This is a genomic window from Catellatospora aurea (assembly GCF_042663325.1).
Classification (GTDB): Bacteria; Actinomycetota; Actinomycetes; order Mycobacteriales; family Micromonosporaceae; genus Catellatospora; species Catellatospora aurea.
Genome location: NZ_JBHTAC010000012.1, coordinates 1 through 18,748 on the forward strand (window position 1 = coordinate 1; position 18,748 = coordinate 18,748).

Annotated in this window: 13 protein-coding genes; 3 read left to right on the plus strand and 10 right to left on the minus strand. The window is 70.8% G+C overall.

Annotated elements, in window-relative coordinates; genetic code table 11:
• Nucleotides 1-335: 335 nt before the first annotated feature.
• From ACFQO7_RS13875 to ACFQO7_RS13905, 7 genes are read right to left on the minus strand one after another with little or no spacing between them, the layout of a single operon-like run.
• Nucleotides 336-1,322, minus strand: a complete 987-nt coding sequence (locus tag ACFQO7_RS13875; RefSeq protein ID WP_376806740.1) for a glycoside hydrolase family 26 protein — start codon at nucleotides 1,320-1,322, stop codon at nucleotides 336-338.
• Between the two features lie 29 nt (nucleotides 1,323-1,351).
• Nucleotides 1,352-2,944: a lipopolysaccharide biosynthesis protein gene (locus tag ACFQO7_RS13880; RefSeq protein WP_376806741.1), complete on the minus strand. Its 1,593-nt coding sequence runs from the start codon at nucleotides 2,942-2,944 to the stop codon at nucleotides 1,352-1,354.
• Nucleotides 2,941-3,810, minus strand: a complete 870-nt coding sequence (locus ACFQO7_RS13885) for a sulfotransferase family protein (RefSeq protein WP_376806742.1) — start codon at nucleotides 3,808-3,810, stop codon at nucleotides 2,941-2,943. The genes ACFQO7_RS13880 and ACFQO7_RS13885 overlap by 4 nt, the downstream gene beginning before the upstream one ends.
• Nucleotides 3,810-5,033: a protein kinase family protein gene (locus tag ACFQO7_RS13890; protein WP_376806743.1), complete on the minus strand. Its 1,224-nt coding sequence runs from the start codon at nucleotides 5,031-5,033 to the stop codon at nucleotides 3,810-3,812. Before ACFQO7_RS13890 ends, ACFQO7_RS13885 begins: the two co-directional genes overlap by 1 nt.
• Nucleotides 5,034-5,079: 46 nt before the next feature.
• Nucleotides 5,080-6,525: an O-antigen ligase family protein gene (locus ACFQO7_RS13895; protein WP_376806744.1), complete on the minus strand. Its 1,446-nt coding sequence runs from the start codon at nucleotides 6,523-6,525 to the stop codon at nucleotides 5,080-5,082.
• Entirely contained in the window at nucleotides 6,522-7,520 is a 999-nt protein-coding gene (locus ACFQO7_RS13900; RefSeq protein ID WP_361052296.1) for a DUF3048 domain-containing protein, read from the minus strand. The genes ACFQO7_RS13895 and ACFQO7_RS13900 overlap by 4 nt, the downstream gene beginning before the upstream one ends.
• Entirely contained in the window at nucleotides 7,517-9,235 is a 1,719-nt protein-coding gene (locus ACFQO7_RS13905) for a Wzz/FepE/Etk N-terminal domain-containing protein (protein WP_376806745.1), read from the minus strand. The genes ACFQO7_RS13900 and ACFQO7_RS13905 overlap by 4 nt, the downstream gene beginning before the upstream one ends.
• Before the next feature lie 335 nt (nucleotides 9,236-9,570).
• On the opposite strand from ACFQO7_RS13905, the gene ACFQO7_RS13910 reads away from it, so the two are divergent.
• The 3 genes from ACFQO7_RS13910 to ACFQO7_RS13920 are packed head-to-tail and all read left to right on the plus strand — an operon-like array spanning nucleotide 9,571 to nucleotide 12,460.
• On the plus strand, nucleotides 9,571-10,011 hold the full coding sequence (locus tag ACFQO7_RS13910; protein WP_360524180.1) for a UDP-N-acetylglucosamine--LPS N-acetylglucosamine transferase: 441 nt from the start codon (nucleotides 9,571-9,573) through the stop codon (nucleotides 10,009-10,011).
• A complete protein-coding gene (locus tag ACFQO7_RS13915) occupies nucleotides 10,008-11,552 on the plus strand; it encodes a glycosyltransferase (RefSeq protein WP_376806746.1) in 1,545 nt (514 codons plus the stop codon). Before ACFQO7_RS13910 ends, ACFQO7_RS13915 begins: the two co-directional genes overlap by 4 nt.
• Entirely contained in the window at nucleotides 11,549-12,460 is a 912-nt protein-coding gene (locus ACFQO7_RS13920) for a glycosyltransferase family 2 protein (RefSeq protein ID WP_376806747.1), read from the plus strand. The genes ACFQO7_RS13915 and ACFQO7_RS13920 overlap by 4 nt, the downstream gene beginning before the upstream one ends.
• Before the next feature lie 59 nt (nucleotides 12,461-12,519).
• Here ACFQO7_RS13920 and ACFQO7_RS13925 read toward each other — a convergent pair whose 3' ends face one another.
• From ACFQO7_RS13925 to ACFQO7_RS13935, 3 genes are all read right to left on the minus strand, one after another.
• Nucleotides 12,520-14,049, minus strand: coding sequence for a CBM96 family carbohydrate-binding protein (locus ACFQO7_RS13925; protein WP_376806748.1), 1,530 nt, complete (start codon nucleotides 14,047-14,049; stop codon nucleotides 12,520-12,522).
• Nucleotides 14,050-14,314: 265 nt separating this feature from the next.
• Entirely contained in the window at nucleotides 14,315-15,637 is a 1,323-nt protein-coding gene (locus tag ACFQO7_RS13930; RefSeq protein ID WP_376806749.1) for a hypothetical protein, read from the minus strand.
• A 240-nt stretch (nucleotides 15,638-15,877) separates the two neighbouring features.
• Nucleotides 15,878-18,307 (minus strand): malectin domain-containing carbohydrate-binding protein, encoded by a 2,430-nt coding sequence (locus tag ACFQO7_RS13935; RefSeq protein ID WP_376806750.1) that lies wholly within the window; start codon nucleotides 18,305-18,307, stop codon nucleotides 15,878-15,880.
• Nucleotides 18,308-18,748 lie beyond the last annotated feature (441 nt).

Consider the following 18,748-nt stretch of genomic DNA (forward strand, 5'->3'; position numbering starts at 1 on the left):
GACGAAGCCACCAACCGCACCGTCGCCGCCGGCATGATCATCGAAGCCGCCTGACCAACCCGGCTGACACGAAACCGCGCCCTCCCACACGGGAGGGCGCGGTTTCGGCTTTCATGGGCTCGCTACCCGCGACGCCCACCGCTGGTCGGTCCCCACACCGCGGAAAGATCGCCGTCTCCGGTCAAGAACTGCGGCTTCACCGCACGATCTGACCTGAAACGGCGATCACCACCGACCCGCACCCGGCAGCCCCAGCCAGTCGATCACGGCCCCAGGGTCACGACACGCCGCCGAACCCTTCCATAAGTTCATGATCAACGCGGGCCGGGGGTGGGTCAGTGGCCGGGTTGGCGGGTCAGCCAGGGGTCCTTGGCCAGCAGGGTGAGGGCTTTGAGGGCGTCGGGTTCGTTGTCGAAGGTGGTGGCGTAGCGGGGGCGGGAGTCCGTGGCGGTACTGAAGTAGAGGACGCCCTTGATCTGGGGGTGCTGGGGCAGGGCCAGGCGCATCTCGTTGAGCCAGGCGGAGCGCTGGCCGGGCTCGCCCTGCACGACGCCGAACTCGCCGATCAGCAGCGGGCGGGGGCGGTGCCTGGCCCACTCCAGAACCGGGGCCATCAGCTCGGTGAAGGTGTACATCTCCGGGCCGGAGTACACGTCGGCGCACAGCCAGTCGACCTGGTCGTCGCCCGGGTAGTAGGGCTGGGCGCGGCCGTCCATGAAACCGTCGGCGTGCGGGCACCAGACCCAGGCCGCGTTGTTCGCGCCGACCTCGGTGAAGATGCCGCGTACGTGCTTCCAGGCGGCCACGTAGTCCTCGGGTGAGTGGACCACGTTGAACAGGTTCGGGCGGTCCATCTCCCAGCGGTAGCGCAGCAGGATCGGCGTGCGGAAGTCGCGTACGGCCGCCGCGCGCTTGCGGATCTCCTCGTCGTAGACCCCGGTGACGATCGACCGGGTGTCGGTGCCGGCCCAGGAGATCATGAGCAGCTTGCCGCGGTGGACCAGCTCGTAGTCGTACGTCGAGGGGAAGTCGTCCTGCCACGGGTGGAACGAGTGGGCCAGCGCCAGCGGACGGTCGATCATGTCCTCGAAGCCGTCGATCGCTTCGAGCTGGTCGCCGGTGCGCCGGTTCTGCGCGTTCACGAACGCGCCGAACCAGGCACCCGTCTCGGGCACGGCAGGGCCACGTCCGGTCGTGGTGAACGGGCCGGACGCGGCCGCGGGGAGTTGCTTGAGGGTGGGGCTGGGACGGCCCGGCACCGCCGGCTCGTCCTCTGGGACGACGGTCGTGCAGCCGGCAGCCGCCACTGCCAGAAGCACCATCACCAGCCCCGCAGCCGGTAATGCTCTTCTCATGGGACGAGGGACTCCACTGGGGGTGAGGGCTGTGCCGGGGTCTTGCCACGGCGCCGGAGCGCGCGCAGACCGGCCAGTTGCAGAACGTGCCGGCACCGCCACACTACCGCCGCATAGGCGACTGTCGCGACTAGCACCGAGCCGAACCCGACGAGCGGGTGGTCGCCGAGCAGGACACGGACCAGCAGCGGTAGGGCGGCGTAGCACGCGACGGCGGCCGCCATCGCGATGAAGCCGCCCCGGCAGAGGGGGGACAGTCCGTGCCTGCGCTGCAGCTGTACCAGCGGCAGCAGGTTCTTGATGAGCAGGGCCGCCGACCAGGCGATCGCAGCGCCGACGATCCCGTGGGACGGGATCAGCACGATGTTGAGGACCACGTTCACCACGAGGGCGAGCATGGTCTGGAAGAAGGCGATCCCGGTGTGGCCGGCCATCTCCTGGACCGTGGAGACCATGCCGCACGCGGTCGCGACGAGCATGGTCAGCGACAGCACGACGCCGACGAGGCCCGCGTCGCCGCCGGCCGTGTAGCCCTCGCCGAACACCGTCATCAACTGCCCGCCGAAGATGGCCCAGGTCAGGTAGAACGGCCAGATCAGCGCGATGAGCCAGGTGGTGGTCATCTGGTAGAGGCTGTTCGCCTCGTCGTGCTTGTCCTGCGCGAGCAGCCCCGAGAAGCGGTGCTGCACGGTCTGCCCGAGCGCCTGGCCGCCGAGCTGGCCGATGACCAGGAAGCGGGTGGCGGCGGTGTAGAGCGCGGCGTCCACCGGGCCGCGCAGCGCGGCCATCAGCACGACGTCGAGCCGCTGCAGTGCGAGCTGTGCCAGGCCGGTGCCGGCCCGCGGCGAGGCGTAGCGCCAGAACCGGCCCCAGTCCTCGCGGGTGGGCGCCTCGACCGGCTGTCCGCCGGAGCGCTCGGCCTTGCGTCGCAGTTTCGCCGACCACAGCACCGCCACGACCAGGCCCAGCGCGTACGGCACGGCCCAGGCCAGGGCGAGCGACACCGAGCTGGTCCAGCCCGCCACCAGCACGGCGACGACGCCGAGCAACTGCAGGCCGGGCCGCAGCACCCGCATGACCATGACGTTGGGCCGGGTGGTGCCGAGTCCACGGCCGACGGCCAGGTGCACGCCGGTGATGGTGGAGGTGGGCAGGAAGACGGCGAACACCCGGATCGCCGCGACGGTGCCCGCCGGGGCCTCCGGCAGCATGACGTCGACCAGCCACGGCGCGGCGAACCAGAGCCCGGCCGCGAGCAGGATGCTGGCCACCACGACCGGGGTCATGGCGACCCGCACCGTGGCCCGGATCCGGCCGGTCTCCTCCCGGACCCGCTGCTGCGCGAGCAGGTAGACCACGCCGGTCTCCGCGCCGAGCAGCGCGGCCGCGGACAGGATCAGGAACACCGAGGTGAGCGTGAACAGCACCCCGGCGACACTCGCGTCGAAGCCGCGGGTGACCACCACGGTCAGCGCGAGCCCGGCGATCGCCGAGATTCCCGCGCCGACCAGGTTGAACAAGCTGCTGCGCATGACGCGCCCGCGGTCGGCCCCGTAGGCGCCGGCGTGGGCCGGCGCGTCGACGCTCATCGCCGCCAGCTCGGCTGATGGCCGAGCCAGTCGGCGAGCCGGGCGTCGTACGGCGCGAAGTGGTCCTCCAGCCGGGACCGCAGCTCGTCGGACATCGGCGAGCGCGGGCGGGCGTTGTGCTGGTCGTGAACGATGCCGGGCACGTCCGGGATGCCGAGGAACTCGCACACCCCGCTGAAGACGCGCGCGGGGTCGGCGAAGTAGTCGTGGCTGTCGACGACGTGCAGGCGTTCCCGGCCGACCAGGGACTCCAGGTGCAGCAGTTGGTCGATGTACTCGCCGCGGCCGAGGTGCGCGAGGTGGCGTACGGCGTGGCTGTGGTAGTTCGGGTCGGCGGCCATCTTCTCGCGCTCGCCGGCCATGCGCCCGGCCTCCAGCGCGACGGCCTGCTCAAACTTCTCGGTCTCGAAGCCGCGGGCGTATTCGTGGGCGTGGCCGGAGTAGGCACGCTCCACCGGGTCGCGCAGCAGCACGATCAGCTTGACGCCGGGCAGGTCCTTGGCGATGCGCTGGGGGGCCAGCGGGTGCCACATGTAGTAGGGGCTGGCCTCGCCGGTGACCACGGGGTGGCCCAGGGTCTGCGCGGCGCGCTCGGCCTTGGTGCGGCTCACGAAGTGGCCCATGAACCAGGCGTGCCCGCGGTGGTAGTCCATGTCGAAGTAGTGCACGCCCTTGCGGAAGCGCGGCGGCAGGTAGGCCGGGTGCTGCGCCAGCGCCTTGTGCAGTGACGTGGTGCCGCCGCGCTGGGTGCCGACGATCAGGAAGGACGGCACCATGCGCCGGTCCGCGGTGAGCTGTCCCGCGGTCCGGGCCAGCGCGCCGGCCTTGCGCCAGACGAACTTGCGTACGCGGCTCTTGACTGCCATCAGTTCTCTCCCACCAGAGAAGCCCATCGCCCGCCGAGTCCGGCGAACGCCCCGTTGATCCACTCGTCGACGCGCCCCATCGGCCGGCCGAGGTTGTCCAGACCGTCGCCGAGGTACCGGCTGCCGATCTCGACGAAGTACAGGGCGGCGACCTCGTTGGCGACCGCGGCGTCGACCCCGAGCGGGGCGAGCAGTTCGACGGCCCGTTCGGCGACCGCGCGCGCGGCCACGACCGGGTCGGTGTGCCGGACCGCGACGGCCTCATGCAGCTCGAAGTGCAGCGGGTCGTAGCCGACGGGCACGTCCGGGGTGAAGCGTTCGAAGTCCCACAGCAGCAGCTCGCCGTCGCGGACGGACATGTTGCCGCCGTTCCAGTCGCCGTGCCAGCAGCCGAAGCCGAGCTCGGCGCCGGCGCACTCGGCCAGCGCGCGGCGCATCAGGGTCGCGGCGGGCCGCTCGCCCAGCACGTCGACCTGGGCGGCGAGCCGGGCGGCGTAGGTGCTGCCCGCGTACCTGCCGCGGGTGACACCCTGCACCTGGGCGATGGACCGCATCGCGGCCAGGCTCAGCGGGGTGAGTCCGTCCGGGGGCGCCTCCGCGCTCACCGGCAGCGCGCCGACGACGAGCAGGGCCGCGCCTGCCCACGTGCCGAAGTGCAGCACTTCGGGCACCCGGGCGGGGGCCAGGTCGCGGTCGGCGAGCATGCGCAGCGCGCGGTGCTCGGCGTCGATCAGGGTCGTGGTCAGCTCGTTGACGGCCATCTTGGCGTACGCGATGGTGCGCGCCCGGCCGTCGATGAGCTGGAGCACGGGTTTGCGGTTGGCCCGCGGCGGCCCGAAGCGCACGCTCAGCCGCACCTGCTCGCCGAGCAGCGCGCTGAGGTGTTCGGCCAGCGACGGCTCGGCCCGCACCGCCAGCCGGTCACGGAAGACCAGGTCGCCGAGGGTGCGCCGGCCGAGTCCGGTGGAGAAGACCCCGGCGAGCACCCGCTGGCGCAGCCGGTCCTTGGCCGAACGCGGGGCGCTGGTGTGCCGGATGGCGGCCCCGGCCGCGCGGCGGTCGCCGTGCGGCACGAGCAGCCGGGCCTTGCCGATGGCGGGGACCACGGTGTAGACCTCGTCCGCGGCGTGCGTGCCCCGGCCGAGGAAGACCCGGTCCGCGGGCGCTCCGACGGTGTCGTCGCCCAGCAGCCGGCCCAGTTCGGTGAGGAACTCGCCGCTCACTTCGCCGCCTCATGGCGGCGGGCGGTGGTCAGGATCGGCGCGCGGCTCATGTGTACACCCGGTTCGTCTCGTTGCGCCAGAGCAGGGCCAGCGGGACCATCATGATCACGAGGGTCATGCCGGTCGAGTTGTAGATCGTGGAGAACCAGACCGCCAGCGGCACCGTGACACCGGCGGCGATGCCGAGCCACGAATGGTCGCGGCGGAACCGCCAGCCCATCCACAGGAAGAACAGCAGGTAGAGCCCTGCGCCGACGAAGCCCTGCGTGATCAGCAGCATCCACAGCTGGCCGTCGCTGCCGATGTCGCGGTTGCCGCACTGCTCGCAGGACGGGCTCTGGCCGATCGCGATGGACCGCTCGCTGCCGATCGTCTCCGACTGCCCGCCGAACCCGATGATCGGCGAAGCCTTGGCGGCTTCCAGGGCGGCGGCGTTGAGCGAGGCCCGGCCCTCGTTGGAGTGCGGGTTGTCCATGCGGGCCATCACGGTGCTGCCCAGCGGCGTCGCGAGCACCAGCAGACCGGCCAGCGCGACCGCGACGAGGACGCCGGCGACCGGCATGATGCTGCCGCGGATCGCCATCCGGACCACCAGGTAGGCCAGGATGATGCCCAGGCCCGCCCAGGTGCCCCGGTTGAGCGAGTAGACGATCGGGATCATCGCGGCGACCAGGATCAGCGACGGCCAGACCTTGTTCCACAGGCCCTTGGCCTTGTACAGCGTCGCGAGGATGAACCACGGCAGCAGCACCGCGATGCACTGCCCCCACGCGTTGGTGTACTGGAACGGCGCGGCGGGCCGGGGCGAGGGGGCCTCGCCCACGATGGTCTGCCACTGGGCGAACTCGATGCGCACCGAGGAGCGCACCCAGCCGTTGGCCAGCAGCGACTTCGGCAGCACCTCGGCCAGCGGAGTGGTGACCGCGATCCGCGGCAGGAGCACGCCCGCGATGCCGCCGACGACGAGCACGACGAAGAAGTACGCCAGGAACTTCACGACGCGTTTGGTCGGCAGCTCGCGCTCGGTGAGGTTGCCTACGTAAAGCAGCACCACGATCGCCGCGGCCATGTCCAGCAGGCGGCGGACGAAGGCCAGGATCCGGCCCAGCCCCATCTCCGGCGGCAGCGCGTTGGGCACGGTGGCGTCCAGCATCACGACGCCGACCAGGCCGAGGAAGCACAGCAGCAGCCAGGCGAAGACCGGGGCGGGCATGCGCACCCGGCCGCGCCGGAACAGCTCCAGCGCCATCGGGATGGCCAGCAGCGGCACCCAGGCCAGGGTCAGGCCGAGCAGCCAGCCCACCGGGTACAGCACGATCATCGCGAACAGCGCCCAGTCGCGGGCCGGGATCGGGTCGCGCTGGCCGCGGCGGTGCAGCACGGCCGCGAGTGGCGGCAGCGCTCGGGCGTGCTCGGGCGCCGCCGCCACGCCGCGGGCGCCCTCACTGCCGGGTGCGGTGTCCCCCGGCAGGCGGCCGGCGGCGGTGCTCACGAGACCGTCACCTTCGCGGTCGAGGGCAGCAGCAGGATCCAGGTCGGGCCGGGGGTCAGCCGCACCACGGACTGCTCAGGGCCGAGCAGGTTGAGGGCGGCGAAGAAGCCGTCCTTGTTCCACGTCGCCTTGACGCCCTGGCCGGCGCCGAACACCTGGGCCGCGCCCTTGCCGATCGGGTCGGCCATGGTGACCTCGCGGTCGAGTGCCTTGACGTCCTTCTTGTTGAACGGGGTGGTCAGCAGGACCAGGTTGGCGGTGGCCACCGGCACCCCGCCGAGCGTGGTCTGCCAGCGCCGGGCCGTCGTGTCGAACTTCCAGGTCACCGCGGCTTTGCCGGGGGACGCGATGGAGATCGTGGTGGCCGGGGTCGCCCCCATCGCGACCGGCTCGCCCGCCTGGCCGAACTGGAACAGCGACGCCAGCAGCTTCTGCTGGGCCGGGGCGGACGCCTGCAGCGTGCCCGTGTTCACGAAGACCCGGCCGGAGACCGTGGTGAAGCCGGTCTTCTTCGCCGGGGTCACCGCGGCCAGCTTCGACAGGGTCAGCAGGTCGAGCCAGCCCTTGGGGGTGCCGTTGTGCACCATGTACGGCTGCAACTGGTTGAGCAGCTTGATCTCGGCGGGGCGCACCGCGGCCACCGGGCCGACCTTGTCCGCGGGGGTCGACTGGAACACCGCCGCCACCCGCAGCAGCTTGCCCTCGGCGAACTCCAGCTCGACGACGTCGGCCTTGTCCAGCCCGACCGGGGCCGCGGCGCCCGTGCCCACCTCGATGGGCACGATGACCGCGGCCTTCGACTTGGTCGCCTCCTCCGTCTCCAGCCCGGTCAGCGGCGCGCGCGGGCGCACCGCCTCCGGCGACGGCAGCGTGAACGGCGACTGCTCGACCGGAGCCGCCGTCGACGGCGGCTTGGCCGGGCCGACCGAGCACCCCGAGGTGAACGCCGCGGCGGCCAGCGCGGCCGCCGCACCCAGGCGCAGTGACCGCTTCATCGCAGATCGGCGGAGGTGGTCTGGTCGGAGGAGGAGGTGCGCTTTCCGTTCACCTTGCTGTCGGTGGTGCCGCCGGCCCAGAACTCGATCCGGTCGCCGTCCTCGCCGACGCGCGGGATGACCATCGTCTGGTCGAATTCGCGGCCCGCCCGGGGCAGATCCGCGGCTGCCGGAGCGGCGGGCTGGTCGACGACCGCGGCGCTGGGGACCGCCTTGACCTTGATCTTGCGGCCGACCCGCGGGCTGCGCACGACCAGCAGGCCGGCCAGCGGGCCCTGGACGCGGGCGACCTGCTCGACCGACTCCTCGACGTCCTCGGCACGGGCCACCCGGGTCTCCACGACCAGCAGGACGGACGCGGCGATCTCGCTGAGCGCCTGGGCGTCGACCGCGCGGCTCGGCGGCGCGGTGGCCAGCAGCACCCGGTCGGCCTGCTGCTGCAGCTGCGCCAGCAGATCGGACACGGCGGCGACCGGCAGTTCGACCCGCGGGTCGAGGCGGCCGGCGCCCAGCAGCGAGACACCGCGGATAGCGGGCACGGCGTACAGGGCGCTGTCGAGGGTGACCTCACCGGCGATGACGTCGCCGAGGCCGCGGGACGGGCTCACGCCGAGCATGGCGGGCAGGTTCGAGGTGGAGTCGGTGCACACGATCACGACCCGCTCGCCCGACCGGGCGAACGCCGCGGCCAGGTTGGCGACCACGAACTCGACCGCCGGGCCGGGGGCCGCGCCGCAGATCAGCAGCGCGTCGGTGGCCGAAGGGCGACCGCCGCGGGCGGCGCCGGCGGCGACCCGCAGCACGTTGCGCAGCAGGCTGAACTCGCGGCCCAGCGCGCTCGCCGCGTCGGCCACCGCCTTGTCCCGCCCGCGCTGCACCTCCATCAGCACCGGCACGTCGTTGCGGTAGGGGATCTGGCGGCTGTGGTAGATCCGGGAGTCCATGCGGTCCAGCACCAGCGCGCCCGCCAGGCCCAGCAGCAGGCCGATCGCGACGCCGCTGACCAGGTAGAGCATCAGGTCCGGCTTGGCCGGCGAGGTGGGCTTGGTCGCCGCGGACAGGATGTTGCCCGGCTTGACCGTGGTGGCCAGCAGCGGGATCAGCCGCGCGTTCAGGGTGTTGATCTGCGAGGTGAGGATCTGCTGCTTCTGCACGGCCTTCTGCCGGTCCGCGGAGTTCGCGGCCAGGCCGACAAGCTGCGCGGCCACCTCGTCGAGCTGCTTGGTGAGGCCGGCGATCTCGTCGCGCATGGCGGCGCCCTGCACGTCGACGTTCTTCTGCGCCTCCGCGGCGCGCTGGTCCAGGTAGGCCTGGGCGAAGGCCTGCGAGCCGCGCTGCGCCTCGGCGACCGTGGGGGCGTCGAAGGTGATGGACAGCACCGAGGTGTTCGCCGGGACCGTCACGGTGACCCGGGAGACCAGCTCCTCGACCGGGGTGTCCGTGTTGAGGAGGTTCTTGGCCGCGCCGCCGACCGTCGTGGAGCGCACGACCTGGGACTCGGTGTCGAGGTTCACCTTGGTCGTGGTGTCCTGGCCGACCTGCATCACGAGCACCTTGGTCTCGGACACGTACACCTTGGGCTGGGTCGCCGCCACCCCGAGACCGCCGACCGCACCGACCGCCACCGCGATGACCACAAGCCACCAGCGGCGGGCCAGCCAGCCGACGTAATCGCCCACGCTCGCCGTCGGCACCGAGGCCGCATTCGTAGCCATTGATTCCCCTTGTTAACAAACCCATGAACACAGGACCGACGACCGGCGCGGCGCAGGTGAAGACGCCCTGGGTAGACGGTCCTCACCCTAGCCATCGCTGCCTGGCACGCGCTCAGCCAAACGGCCACTTCTGTGTCAGACCGGAGTTATTGGACGCCACGATCGCATCTGCGGGGTCAAGAGTATGACGGCCGAACCTGCCGTTCGGTCAGATCACGTGCACTGTCAGGCTACCGACAATCGTCCGCAACGAAATGTTAAATCGTGTCGCTAGGCTGCGGGTCGTCGACAGGAAAGGAACCGAGGTGGGCGAACCGAATCGTGCACGTCATGTCATGCTGGTCGGCTCGTCGGGCGGACATCTCGCCCAACTGTACGCACTGCGTCCATGGTGGACAGACCGTTTCCGCACCTGGGTGACGTTCCCCACGCAGGACGCACACAGCCTGCTCGGTGGGGAGAACGTGGTCTACGCGCACTACCCGACCACCCGGAACATCCCGAATCTGCTGCGCAACGCGCTGCTCGCGGTGAAGATGCTGCGCAGATCGCGGCCTGATGTGGTGATTTCGACCGGTGCGGGCGTGGCGCTGCCGTTCTTCATCGTCGCCCGACTGCTGCGGATACCCACTGTTTACGTGGAGGTCTACGACCGGTTGGAAACGCGTACCCTGACGGCCCGGCTTTGCAAGCCGTTCACCTCGCGCATGCTCGTCCAGTTCGAGGAGCAGCTGCGGCTGTACAAGGGCGCGACGCTGGTGGGGCCGCTGCTGTGACGACCACCTCTCCCGAGCTTCCCTCGCAGCGCACCGCGCTGACCGTGCCCGCGCCGCGCCGACCGGAGCGCGACGCCGTGCTGGTCGTGGTCGGCACCGACGTGCACTCCTTCGACCGGCTGCTGGACTGGGCCGAGGGCTGGTCCGCCGACAGCGGCGTGCCCTGCGTCATGCAGTACGGCTCGTCGACCCCGCGGCAGGCCCCCGGATCGGACGCGTTCTTCGACCACGAGACGCTGAACGAGCGGCTGCGCCAGGCCGCAGTGGTGGTCTGCCACGGCGGCCCCGCCACCATCACCGAGGCCCGCCGGGCCGGGCACAAGCCGATCGTGGTGCCCCGCGACCCGACGCTGCACGAGCACGTCGACGACCACCAGCAGCGCTTCGCCGCCCGGATGGGCAGCCTGGGCATGGTCGAGCTGTGCCGCACCGAGGCCGAGTTCCGGGCCGCGCTCGACGCCGCGGTGGCCGAGCCCACCCGGCTGCGCATCTCGGGCAGCGAGGCAGGCGCGGCGGCGACCGCGGCCGCGCTGCGCGTGGGCGCGATCGCCGACGGCCTCATCAAGCGCACACCCCGCCCGGCACCGTCCGATCAGGTCACCGTGCTGTTCATCGGCGGCTGGGGACGCAGCGGCTCCACGCTGACCGACCGGATCCTCGGCCAGGCCCCCGACGTGTGCGCGGTCGGTGAGGTGACTCACATCTGGGAACGCGCCCTGCGCGACAACGAGCGCTGCGGGTGCGGCAGCGCCTTCGCCGACTGCCCGTTCTGGGCGAAAGTGGGCGATCTGGCGTTCGGCGGTTGGGACAAACTGGACCTCGACGCCGCGATGGCCCTGAAGCACCGGGTCGACCGCATGCGCTTCGTGCTGCGGATGTCCCTGCCGTTCTTCCTGAACCGCCGCAAGCGGGACCTGCGTGCGTACGGCGAGCTGCACCGCCGGATCTACCGCGCGGTGGCCGACGTCTCCGGGGCGAGCGTGGTCGTCGACTCCAGCAAGCACGCCTCGCTGGCCTTCGCCCTGCGCCACGCGCGCGGCATCGACCTGCGCGTGCTGCACCTGATCCGGGACGGACGCGCGGTCGCCTACTCGTGGAGCCGCGAGGTGCGCCGTCCGGAGATCGTGGGCGCCGAGGTGTTCATGCCGCAGTACTCGACGGTGAAGTCGGGGGTGCTGTGGTCGGTGCACAACGCGCTGTTCCACGTGCTCGTCTGGGTGCGCACGCCCACGCTGCGGCTGCGCTACGAGGACGTGGTGGCCCGGCCCGTGGACGGCCTGCGCCGCATCCGCGCCTTCGCGGGCCTCGCCCCCGGCGGCACGGAATGCCTGACCCAGCCCGCCGACGGGCTGCCCGTCGCCCGGCTGGAGACCACCCACACCGTCGCGGGCAACCCGATGCGTTTCACCAACGGCGAGCTGGAGCTGCGGCTCGACGCCGCCTGGCGCGGCAAGCTCGCCCCCCGCAAGCGCCGCATCCTCAGCGTGATGACGTGGTTCGGCCGCGCGCGCTACGGCTACCTGGACTGGAGAAGGAAATGACGGCGAGCGTCTCGGTGGTCGTGCCCACCCGCAACCGCCCGGAACTGCTGCGCAAGGCGATCGATGCGATCCTGGGCCAAGACTACGCCGGCCCGGTCGAGATCGTCGTCGTGTACGACCAGAGCGAGCCCGATTACTCCCTGGTCCAGGACGATCCGCAGCGCCGGGTCCGGGTGATCACGAACACGCGCACCCAGGGCCTGGCCGGCGGCCGCAACACCGGCATCCTGGCCACGGCGACCGAGCTGGTCGCGTTCTGCGACGACGACGACGAGTGGCTGCCCGGCAAGCTGGCGGCCCAGGTCGCCATGCTCGACGCCCACCCGGCCTCCGAGCTGTGCTCGATCGGCGTCGTCATCGACTACGACGGCAAGGACGTGGACCGCACCCTGGATCGCGACCTGGTGACGCTGCCCGAGCTGCTGCGCTCGCGGCTGACCGAGCTGCACCCGTCGACGTTCCTGTTCCGCCGGGCGGCGCTGGTCGACGGGATCGGCCTGGTCGACGAGAACATCCCGGGCAGCTACGCCGAGGACTACGAGCTGCTGCTGCGCGTCGCGCGGCGGGCGCCGATCGCCAACGCGCCGGGGGTCGGCGTGCGGGTGCGCTGGCACCGGCAGTCGTACTTCACCGCGCGCTGGGCGACCATCGCCGAGGCACTGGAGTGGCTGCTGGAGCGTTACCCGGAGTTCGAGGGCGCGCCGCGCGGCCACGCCCGGATCACCGGGCAGATCGCGTTCGCGCAGGCCGCGGGCGGGCACCGCAAGGACGCCATGCGCTGGGTCAAGAAGACCATCCGGCACAGCCCTCGCGAAGCGCGCTCCTACCTGGCGCTGGCGGTGGCGACCCGGCTCGTCTCGGCCGACACCGTGCTGCGCCGGCTGCACCAGCGCGGCCGCGGCATCTGACAGCACGACGAACGAAGGGGGCGGGATCCGCGGATCCCGCCCCCTTCCGTCTGCTCACCTCACGCGTCGCAGAACGCGCGCCACGCCTTCTGGCTGGGCGCGTCCAGCAGCCGCCAGTCGGCCCGGGTGAAGTCGACGTCGAAGTACGTCACCCACAGCGCGCCGCCCTTGATCGAGGCGTTGCCCGCGGCGGTCAGCCAGGCGGCCCGGCCGGTGCCCGAGGAGTCGCCGGGCAGGATCGCGGTGCCCAGCTCGGCGATGCCCCACGGCTTGCCCTCGGCCTTCGAGATGTTGGCCACCCGGTTCACCATGGTCGCGGCGTCGGGGTACTTCGGGTTGGTGAAGTTGAAGTTGTAGACGTCCCAGCCGAGCACGTCGATGACGTCGCTGCCGGCGTAGTAGTCCTTCCACTTGCGGCCGGACTGCGGGAACACACTCCAGTCCATCAGCACCAGCGTGGCGTGCAGCTTCGGGTTGCCCGCCGCGTCGGCCAGCCCGGCGATGCGCCGCCAGGCCGCCCGGTAGTCGGCCGCGGTGAACACGCCGGCCTCGATGTTGTCCTCGGGCTCGTGGTAGTAGACCCAGTAGACGTCGCGGTCCCGTGGCGCCTGGGCGAACCAGTTGCGCAGGTAGGAGTCGCGGGAGCCGCCGAGAATCTCCTTGGGGTTGTACTTGAAGGAGACGACCACGGTCCGCCCCGCCTTGCCGGCGTTGCCGGGCCAGGCCGCGGGCGCGCCCGTGTAGAACGTGCGGAACGCCTCCAGGCCGCCGTAGAGGTTGTCGACCCGGGTCACGCCCTGGGCGTACGACTCGCCACTCTTCGGGATGAAGCCGACGCCGCACAGCGTGCGCCCGGCCGGGATGTTGCCCGGCGGGTTCGGCTGGCCCGGGGTGACCGAGGCGGAGGGGTCGACCGACGGCGACACCGACGCGCCCGGTGAGGCGGTGCCGGACGGGTTCGGCTTGCCGCTGCCGTCGCCGCGCTGGTGCCCGTCGAGCGTCTCGGTGTCCTGGATCTCGATGAAGGTCACCGCCAGGGCCGGCGCACCGGCGCCGTGCTCGCCGGCGAACAGGGTCAGCGTCTCGCTGTCGCTGGCGTTGGTCACCGCGAACGAGTACCGGGCCGGGCCCTGTCCGGGGGTGGGCACCGCCGCGCTGACGTCGAAGCTGACCAGGTTGCTCGCCGAGACCGTCGGCTCGCCGCCGAGCACCTCGCCGAGGCCGGGCCGGGTGGCGTACGACAGCTCCTTCTCGGACCAGTCGCTGCTGAGCACCGAACGCACCTGCAGCGACGCCGGGGGTTTCGCGTCAGCCTGCAGCTGCAGCGACATGGACTGGACGCGGAAGCCGGCCGGCGTCGCGACCTGGAACTTCAGGTATGTCACCGCGTAGTAGTCGGGACGTGCGACGGACACCAGGGTGTCCCGGCCGCCGAACACGGTGTCCGGCTCCTCGCGCACCACGTATCCGTCTTCGCCCACGGGGATGCGCTGGGTGGTCGTTTCGGGCGGGCTGTCCTTGGCGAACACGATCGCCACGCCGATCAGTGCCACACCGACGCAGGCGGCGACGACAGCGGCCACGATCATGCGGCCGCGGGACGGCGGCCAGAAGCCGCCTCGCCGTGTTCGAGGGGGGTCCAAGCGTTCTGGCGGTGCGAAGCGGGTGCTTCGCGCGGGGTAGGCCACAGTCAGACTCCGAGCAGGTTCACGCGGCCCGTGCCGCGATCTCTGTATTGGCTCATGGCAGCCGTATGCGGCGCCGTCGCGAACATGCATTGTCCGCCACGGCGCCGAATATCTCACTGCCGATCCTGATCACATTTCTCGTGATCGGCGATCGGAGGCAATCCGATCACATTACCGGCAATGGAAAGAATGCGATCCTTCCATGGAACTCGCCATGAACTGTATCGGTATCGCTGGCAATCCACAGTCCTGCGGTAGTGGGGTAGATGTCCTCAGTGCCGACGCCTCGATCCTTTCCGGGGTTCCACGCGAAGGCTTTGCCGGTCACCGGATTGATCGCGCCGATGCCCTCGGCCGGGACCGCACCCGGACCGGCGCTGTCCCGGCCGTCCGGGTTGTCCAACCAGCGCTGGTGACCGCCGACGTAAACGGCCGCCCCGGCGACCGCGACCGACAGCAGGGTGTCCCCGCCGGTGTAGTTGACCCACACCGGCTGCTTGTTGGCGACCTGGCTGACCAGGTCCCACCGGGCCGCGGTGTCGCACAGCGAGCCGGTGCGCCGGGCGCCGGTGGTGACCGCCACGAACCAGGTCCCGTCGGCCGAGATGTCGACGCCGCGCATGTAGGTCGGGAACGAGTTCGCGCACATCTGCTGGTAGCGCGTCGTCGTCCAGGGCGACAGCGTGGCCGGCGAGGTGGCCAGGTTCACCACCGCGATCTGGTGCCGGGCCTGGCCCGCGACACTGCTGAAGTTGCCCATGATGACCAGCTTCGAGCCGTCGGGGGTGACGTCCATGCCGGTCACCTTCACCGCCGAGGTGGCCCCGGAGCCGGTGACCCGCGCCCCGTCCAGGCTCATGTTCACCGAGGCGTCGGCCGCGCCGGTGCCCGCGTTGAGCGCGGCCAGGCCGCGCCGGCTCGCCCCGCCGACGGTCTGGAAGCGCCCGCCGAGCAGCAGCCGGCTGCCGGTCAGCTCCAGCTCGTCGACGCCACCGTTGATCTCCGGCACGGTGAAGCCGGACACGGACGCACCGGTCGTCGCGCTGATCCGCTCCACGCCACGGGAGCGCACGCCGTTGACGTTGGTGAAGTCGCCGCCGATGTAGAGCGACTGGCCGTCGGGCGCGGCGACCAGGGCGCGGACGGTGCCGTCGACGACCGGCTTGAACGTGGCGTCGATCGCGCCGGTGGTGGCGTTGAACGCGAACAGCCGGCGCTGGGTGGTCACCGTGGCCGAGTTCGACGGCCTGATCTGCGTGAACGAGCCGCCGACGTAGACGCGGCCGCCGATCGCCAGAATCTTGAAGGCGGTGCCGTCGAGCGCGTGCGGCGTCCAGTTGACCGGATCCTGTCCGACCAGTGCGGTGTGCTGGACCGATACCGCCGAGACGGGGGTGCCGAGGGCGACGGCGGCGAGGGTGGCCGCCGTGGTCAGCGCGACGAGCACCGAGCGCCGCCTACCGCGACGCGCGATCGAGAACCCATACATACGTCCGGATGCTGCCACGGATCGGCGAACGAGCCTGTCGTGCAGACGACCGCGGGAAAGCCCGGTAACCGCTTGCGTGAATACCACTTCACGCACTATTACGGGTCTATTGTCGACAATTAACCCCGGGCATTCGGCACACTTTAGCCGTTCGGCCCGTAACCGGCAACGGCCGTCCCCACAAAGAGAGCGGACCGGCCACCCGAGGGTGACCGGTCCGCTTTACCGCTTGGTGCTCGCTCAGCCGTACAGGAAGGCGCCCGGGGACGTCCAGTTCACCGAGTCGATCGCCGGACCGCTGATCGCGGTGGCGACGCCGCTGAACGCGGTGCCGTCGAACGCCCGCTTGACGAGCCGGCCGTCGGTACGCGACCAGTACACGTAACCGCCGGACAGGAACAGCGCGCCCGACGTGGTGCCGAGCCACTCCAGCGAGGTGCTGGTGCCGCTGCCGTTGGCCTGGAAGCGCTGCGAACCGATGACCCCGCTGTCCGGGCTGAAGTAGCGCCAGAACAGCGAGTTGTTCCCGGTGATCGTGTAGTACAGGCGGCCGTTGCTGTAGAACATGCTCCGCACGCTCGGCAGCTCGGTGTAGATCGCGGTCTTCTTGCCGTCGTACGTGGCAGTGGACCCGAACTCGTCCACCAGCACACCGTCCCAGCGCGGGTCGGAGTGCGGGTTGTGCAGCGAGGCCGGACCGAAGTTGACCCCATCGAACGTCCGCTTGTAGAAGTTGCTGTCCGACATGCCGTAGTACAGCGTGTTGTCGACCAGGAACGCGCCGCGCAGGTTGGCCCACACGGTACCGTCCGCACCACCGACGCCGGTGAGCGCGCCGGCCGTGGTGCCGTTGTACGTGCGCTTGGCGACACCGAGGCCGGTGCCACCGCTGGTCCGCACGATCTCGATCGCGTCCACCGCGGGGTTGAGCAGCCCGTGGATGAACTCGATGTTGATCGTCCCGTCACTGGTGACCGGGAACTTCAGGGTGTGCGCGACCTTGTAGCCGACCTGGGCCACAGTGTCGTAGTCGTCCGCGCGGACCACACCGTCGATCTTGATGTCGAACACGCGCTGACCTGCGGAGCTGTAGTTCCAGTCCCGAGCCACGAAGGAGAGGCGGACCTCCACCTGCGTGCCCGCGGCGACCGGGAAGTTCCACATCATCTCCGGCGCGGCCGACGGGTCGAACCGCCGGTCGTCGAAGACCGCCATCGGCGTCGAAGCGGCCACCGAGGCGTCCGCCGTGATCGTGTTCGACACGATCGTGTTGGCGGTGCTGCCCGAGTTGCGGTACAGGCTGGTGCTGGCGGTGTCCGCCAGCCAGGCCATCTCACCGTCGGTCGCCGCCAGCTCCGGGCCGCCCGCGTTGACGCGGTACAGCACGTCGTTGGCCGGCACGGTGACGGTGCTGTTCGGGAAGAACACCTCCGTCGGCAGGTCGCCCACCACGCCGGCCGGCGGCGTCAGGCCGCCCTCCAGCGGGAAGTACGCGATCCGGCCGCGCATGTACTCGTAGTTGCCGATGTAGGGGGTGTCCGAGCCGACGTAGAGGCCGTCCTCCGTGGCGTACAGCGCCGAGGCGCCGACACCACGCGGGTTGCGGCCCGGGTTCCACTTCATCGGAATGCCGGTGGCCGGCTCCAGCGCGGCCAGACCCGGCCGCGCCACGGCGCCCTGCATCGCGGTGTCCTTGCCGTCAGCGTTGTTCATCCAACGCTGGTGGCCGCCGACGTAGACCGCCGTGCCGGTGATGGCCACCGACAGCAGCGTGTCGCCACCGGTGTAGGCGACCCAGGCCGGCTGCAGGTTCGTGCCGGTCACGAAGTCCCACCGGCTGGCGGCGTCGCACAGCGTGCCCGCGTTGGGCGCGCCCGTGGTGACCACCACGAAGTACGTGCCGTCCGGCGAGATGTCGAGGTCGCGCACCCACTTGTCGAAGTGCGTGGCCTTGCAGCGGTCGTCGAACCGGTTGGTGTGCCACGCGGCGATGGACGCCGCGGCGCCGGTCAGGTTCAGCACCACGACCTGGTCGTAGTCGCCGCCGTTGGCCTGCTTGAAGTTGCCGAGCACGACGGCCTTGGTGCCGTCCGGCGTGATGTCGAGCTCGGTGGCGCCGACGGAGGAACTCGCCCCGGAGCCGTTGTAGTTGTGGTGCCCGGTCAGCGCGATGTTCACGAACGGGTCGAAGACACCCGTGGTCGCGTTCACCGACGCCAGGCCGTTGCGGGTGTTCCCGTCGGCCGTGGTGAAGAAGCCGCCGACCAGGATCCGGTCGCCGAACTGCTTGACCGAGTTGACCGCGCCGTTGAAGGACGCCGCCTTGAACGACGACACCACGGAGCCGTCGGTGGTGTTGAGCAGGACCAGCCTGCTCCAGCCACCGGCCTGCACCCCGGTGAAGCGGCCGCCGACGAAGACCGTGCCCGGCTGGCTGCCCGGCTGCAGCGACAGCACCTCGTCGTTGATGTTCGGCGCGAACGTCGGGTCCACCAGACCCGTGGTCGCGTCGAACGCGAACAGGTACGGCCGGCTGTGCACCGTACCCGTGCCTCGGTCGGTGACCCCGGTGAAGGTGCCGCCGACGAAGACCTTGTTGTCCACCTTGACGATCGCGTTGACCGTCCCGTCATTGATGTTCGGTGTCGCGGTCGACGGAACCGCGGACACGGACCGATCGTGCGGCGGTTGCACCGCCGACGCCGGACCGACGCCCAAGAGCAGGGCCGCGATTACCGCAGTCCCCGCCACCGTGGTGCGACCTAGCCTTCGCACAGTTGTTTTCTCCCGCCCAACCAAAGGAAGCGGGCCCGGTAGAGACACCGGTGCCCGGACGCGATAAGCCGCAGCTGACGCTAATCCTGAAGCTTCGGCGAACCCGCTGTGCAAGGCAAGGGGAGAGCAGGCAATGTGGCTGATCGGACAATCAATCAACACCCAAGGCGGGTGGGTGTTGTATCTTCCGCGACGGCAGCTCAGCTGGCAGTCACGGGAGCGACCGGATCAGCTCCTCCTCGTGTCGACTGCACGACATCGAGTGATCGAGTAAGCCTCTGCGTCCGATCACGACGGTCGTGTTATCTGGAGCGAGTCTAATTCGGACCGGCCTGG

What these genes read in the sequence shown, in the direction of transcription:
- ACFQO7_RS13875 (WP_376806740.1), bottom strand. Translation starts at nt 1,322, where the DNA reads ATGGTGCTTCTGGCAGTGGCGGCTGCCGGCTGCACGACCGTCGTCCCA.
- ACFQO7_RS13880 (WP_376806741.1), bottom strand. Translation starts at nt 2,944, where the DNA reads ATGAGCGTCGACGCGCCGGCCCACGCCGGCGCCTACGGGGCCGACCGC.
- ACFQO7_RS13885 (WP_376806742.1), bottom strand. Translation starts at nt 3,810, where the DNA reads ATGGCAGTCAAGAGCCGCGTACGCAAGTTCGTCTGGCGCAAGGCCGGC.
- ACFQO7_RS13900 (WP_361052296.1), bottom strand. Translation starts at nt 7,520, where the DNA reads ATGAAGCGGTCACTGCGCCTGGGTGCGGCGGCCGCGCTGGCCGCCGCG.
- ACFQO7_RS13905 (WP_376806745.1), bottom strand. Translation starts at nt 9,235, where the DNA reads ATGGCTACGAATGCGGCCTCGGTGCCGACGGCGAGCGTGGGCGATTAC.
- ACFQO7_RS13910 (WP_360524180.1), top strand. Translation starts at nt 9,571, where the DNA reads ATGCTGGTCGGCTCGTCGGGCGGACATCTCGCCCAACTGTACGCACTG.
- ACFQO7_RS13920 (WP_376806747.1), top strand. Translation starts at nt 11,549, where the DNA reads ATGACGGCGAGCGTCTCGGTGGTCGTGCCCACCCGCAACCGCCCGGAA.
- ACFQO7_RS13925 (WP_376806748.1), bottom strand. Translation starts at nt 14,049, where the DNA reads ATGATCGTGGCCGCTGTCGTCGCCGCCTGCGTCGGTGTGGCACTGATC.
- ACFQO7_RS13930 (WP_376806749.1), bottom strand. Translation starts at nt 15,637, where the DNA reads ATGTATGGGTTCTCGATCGCGCGTCGCGGTAGGCGGCGCTCGGTGCTC.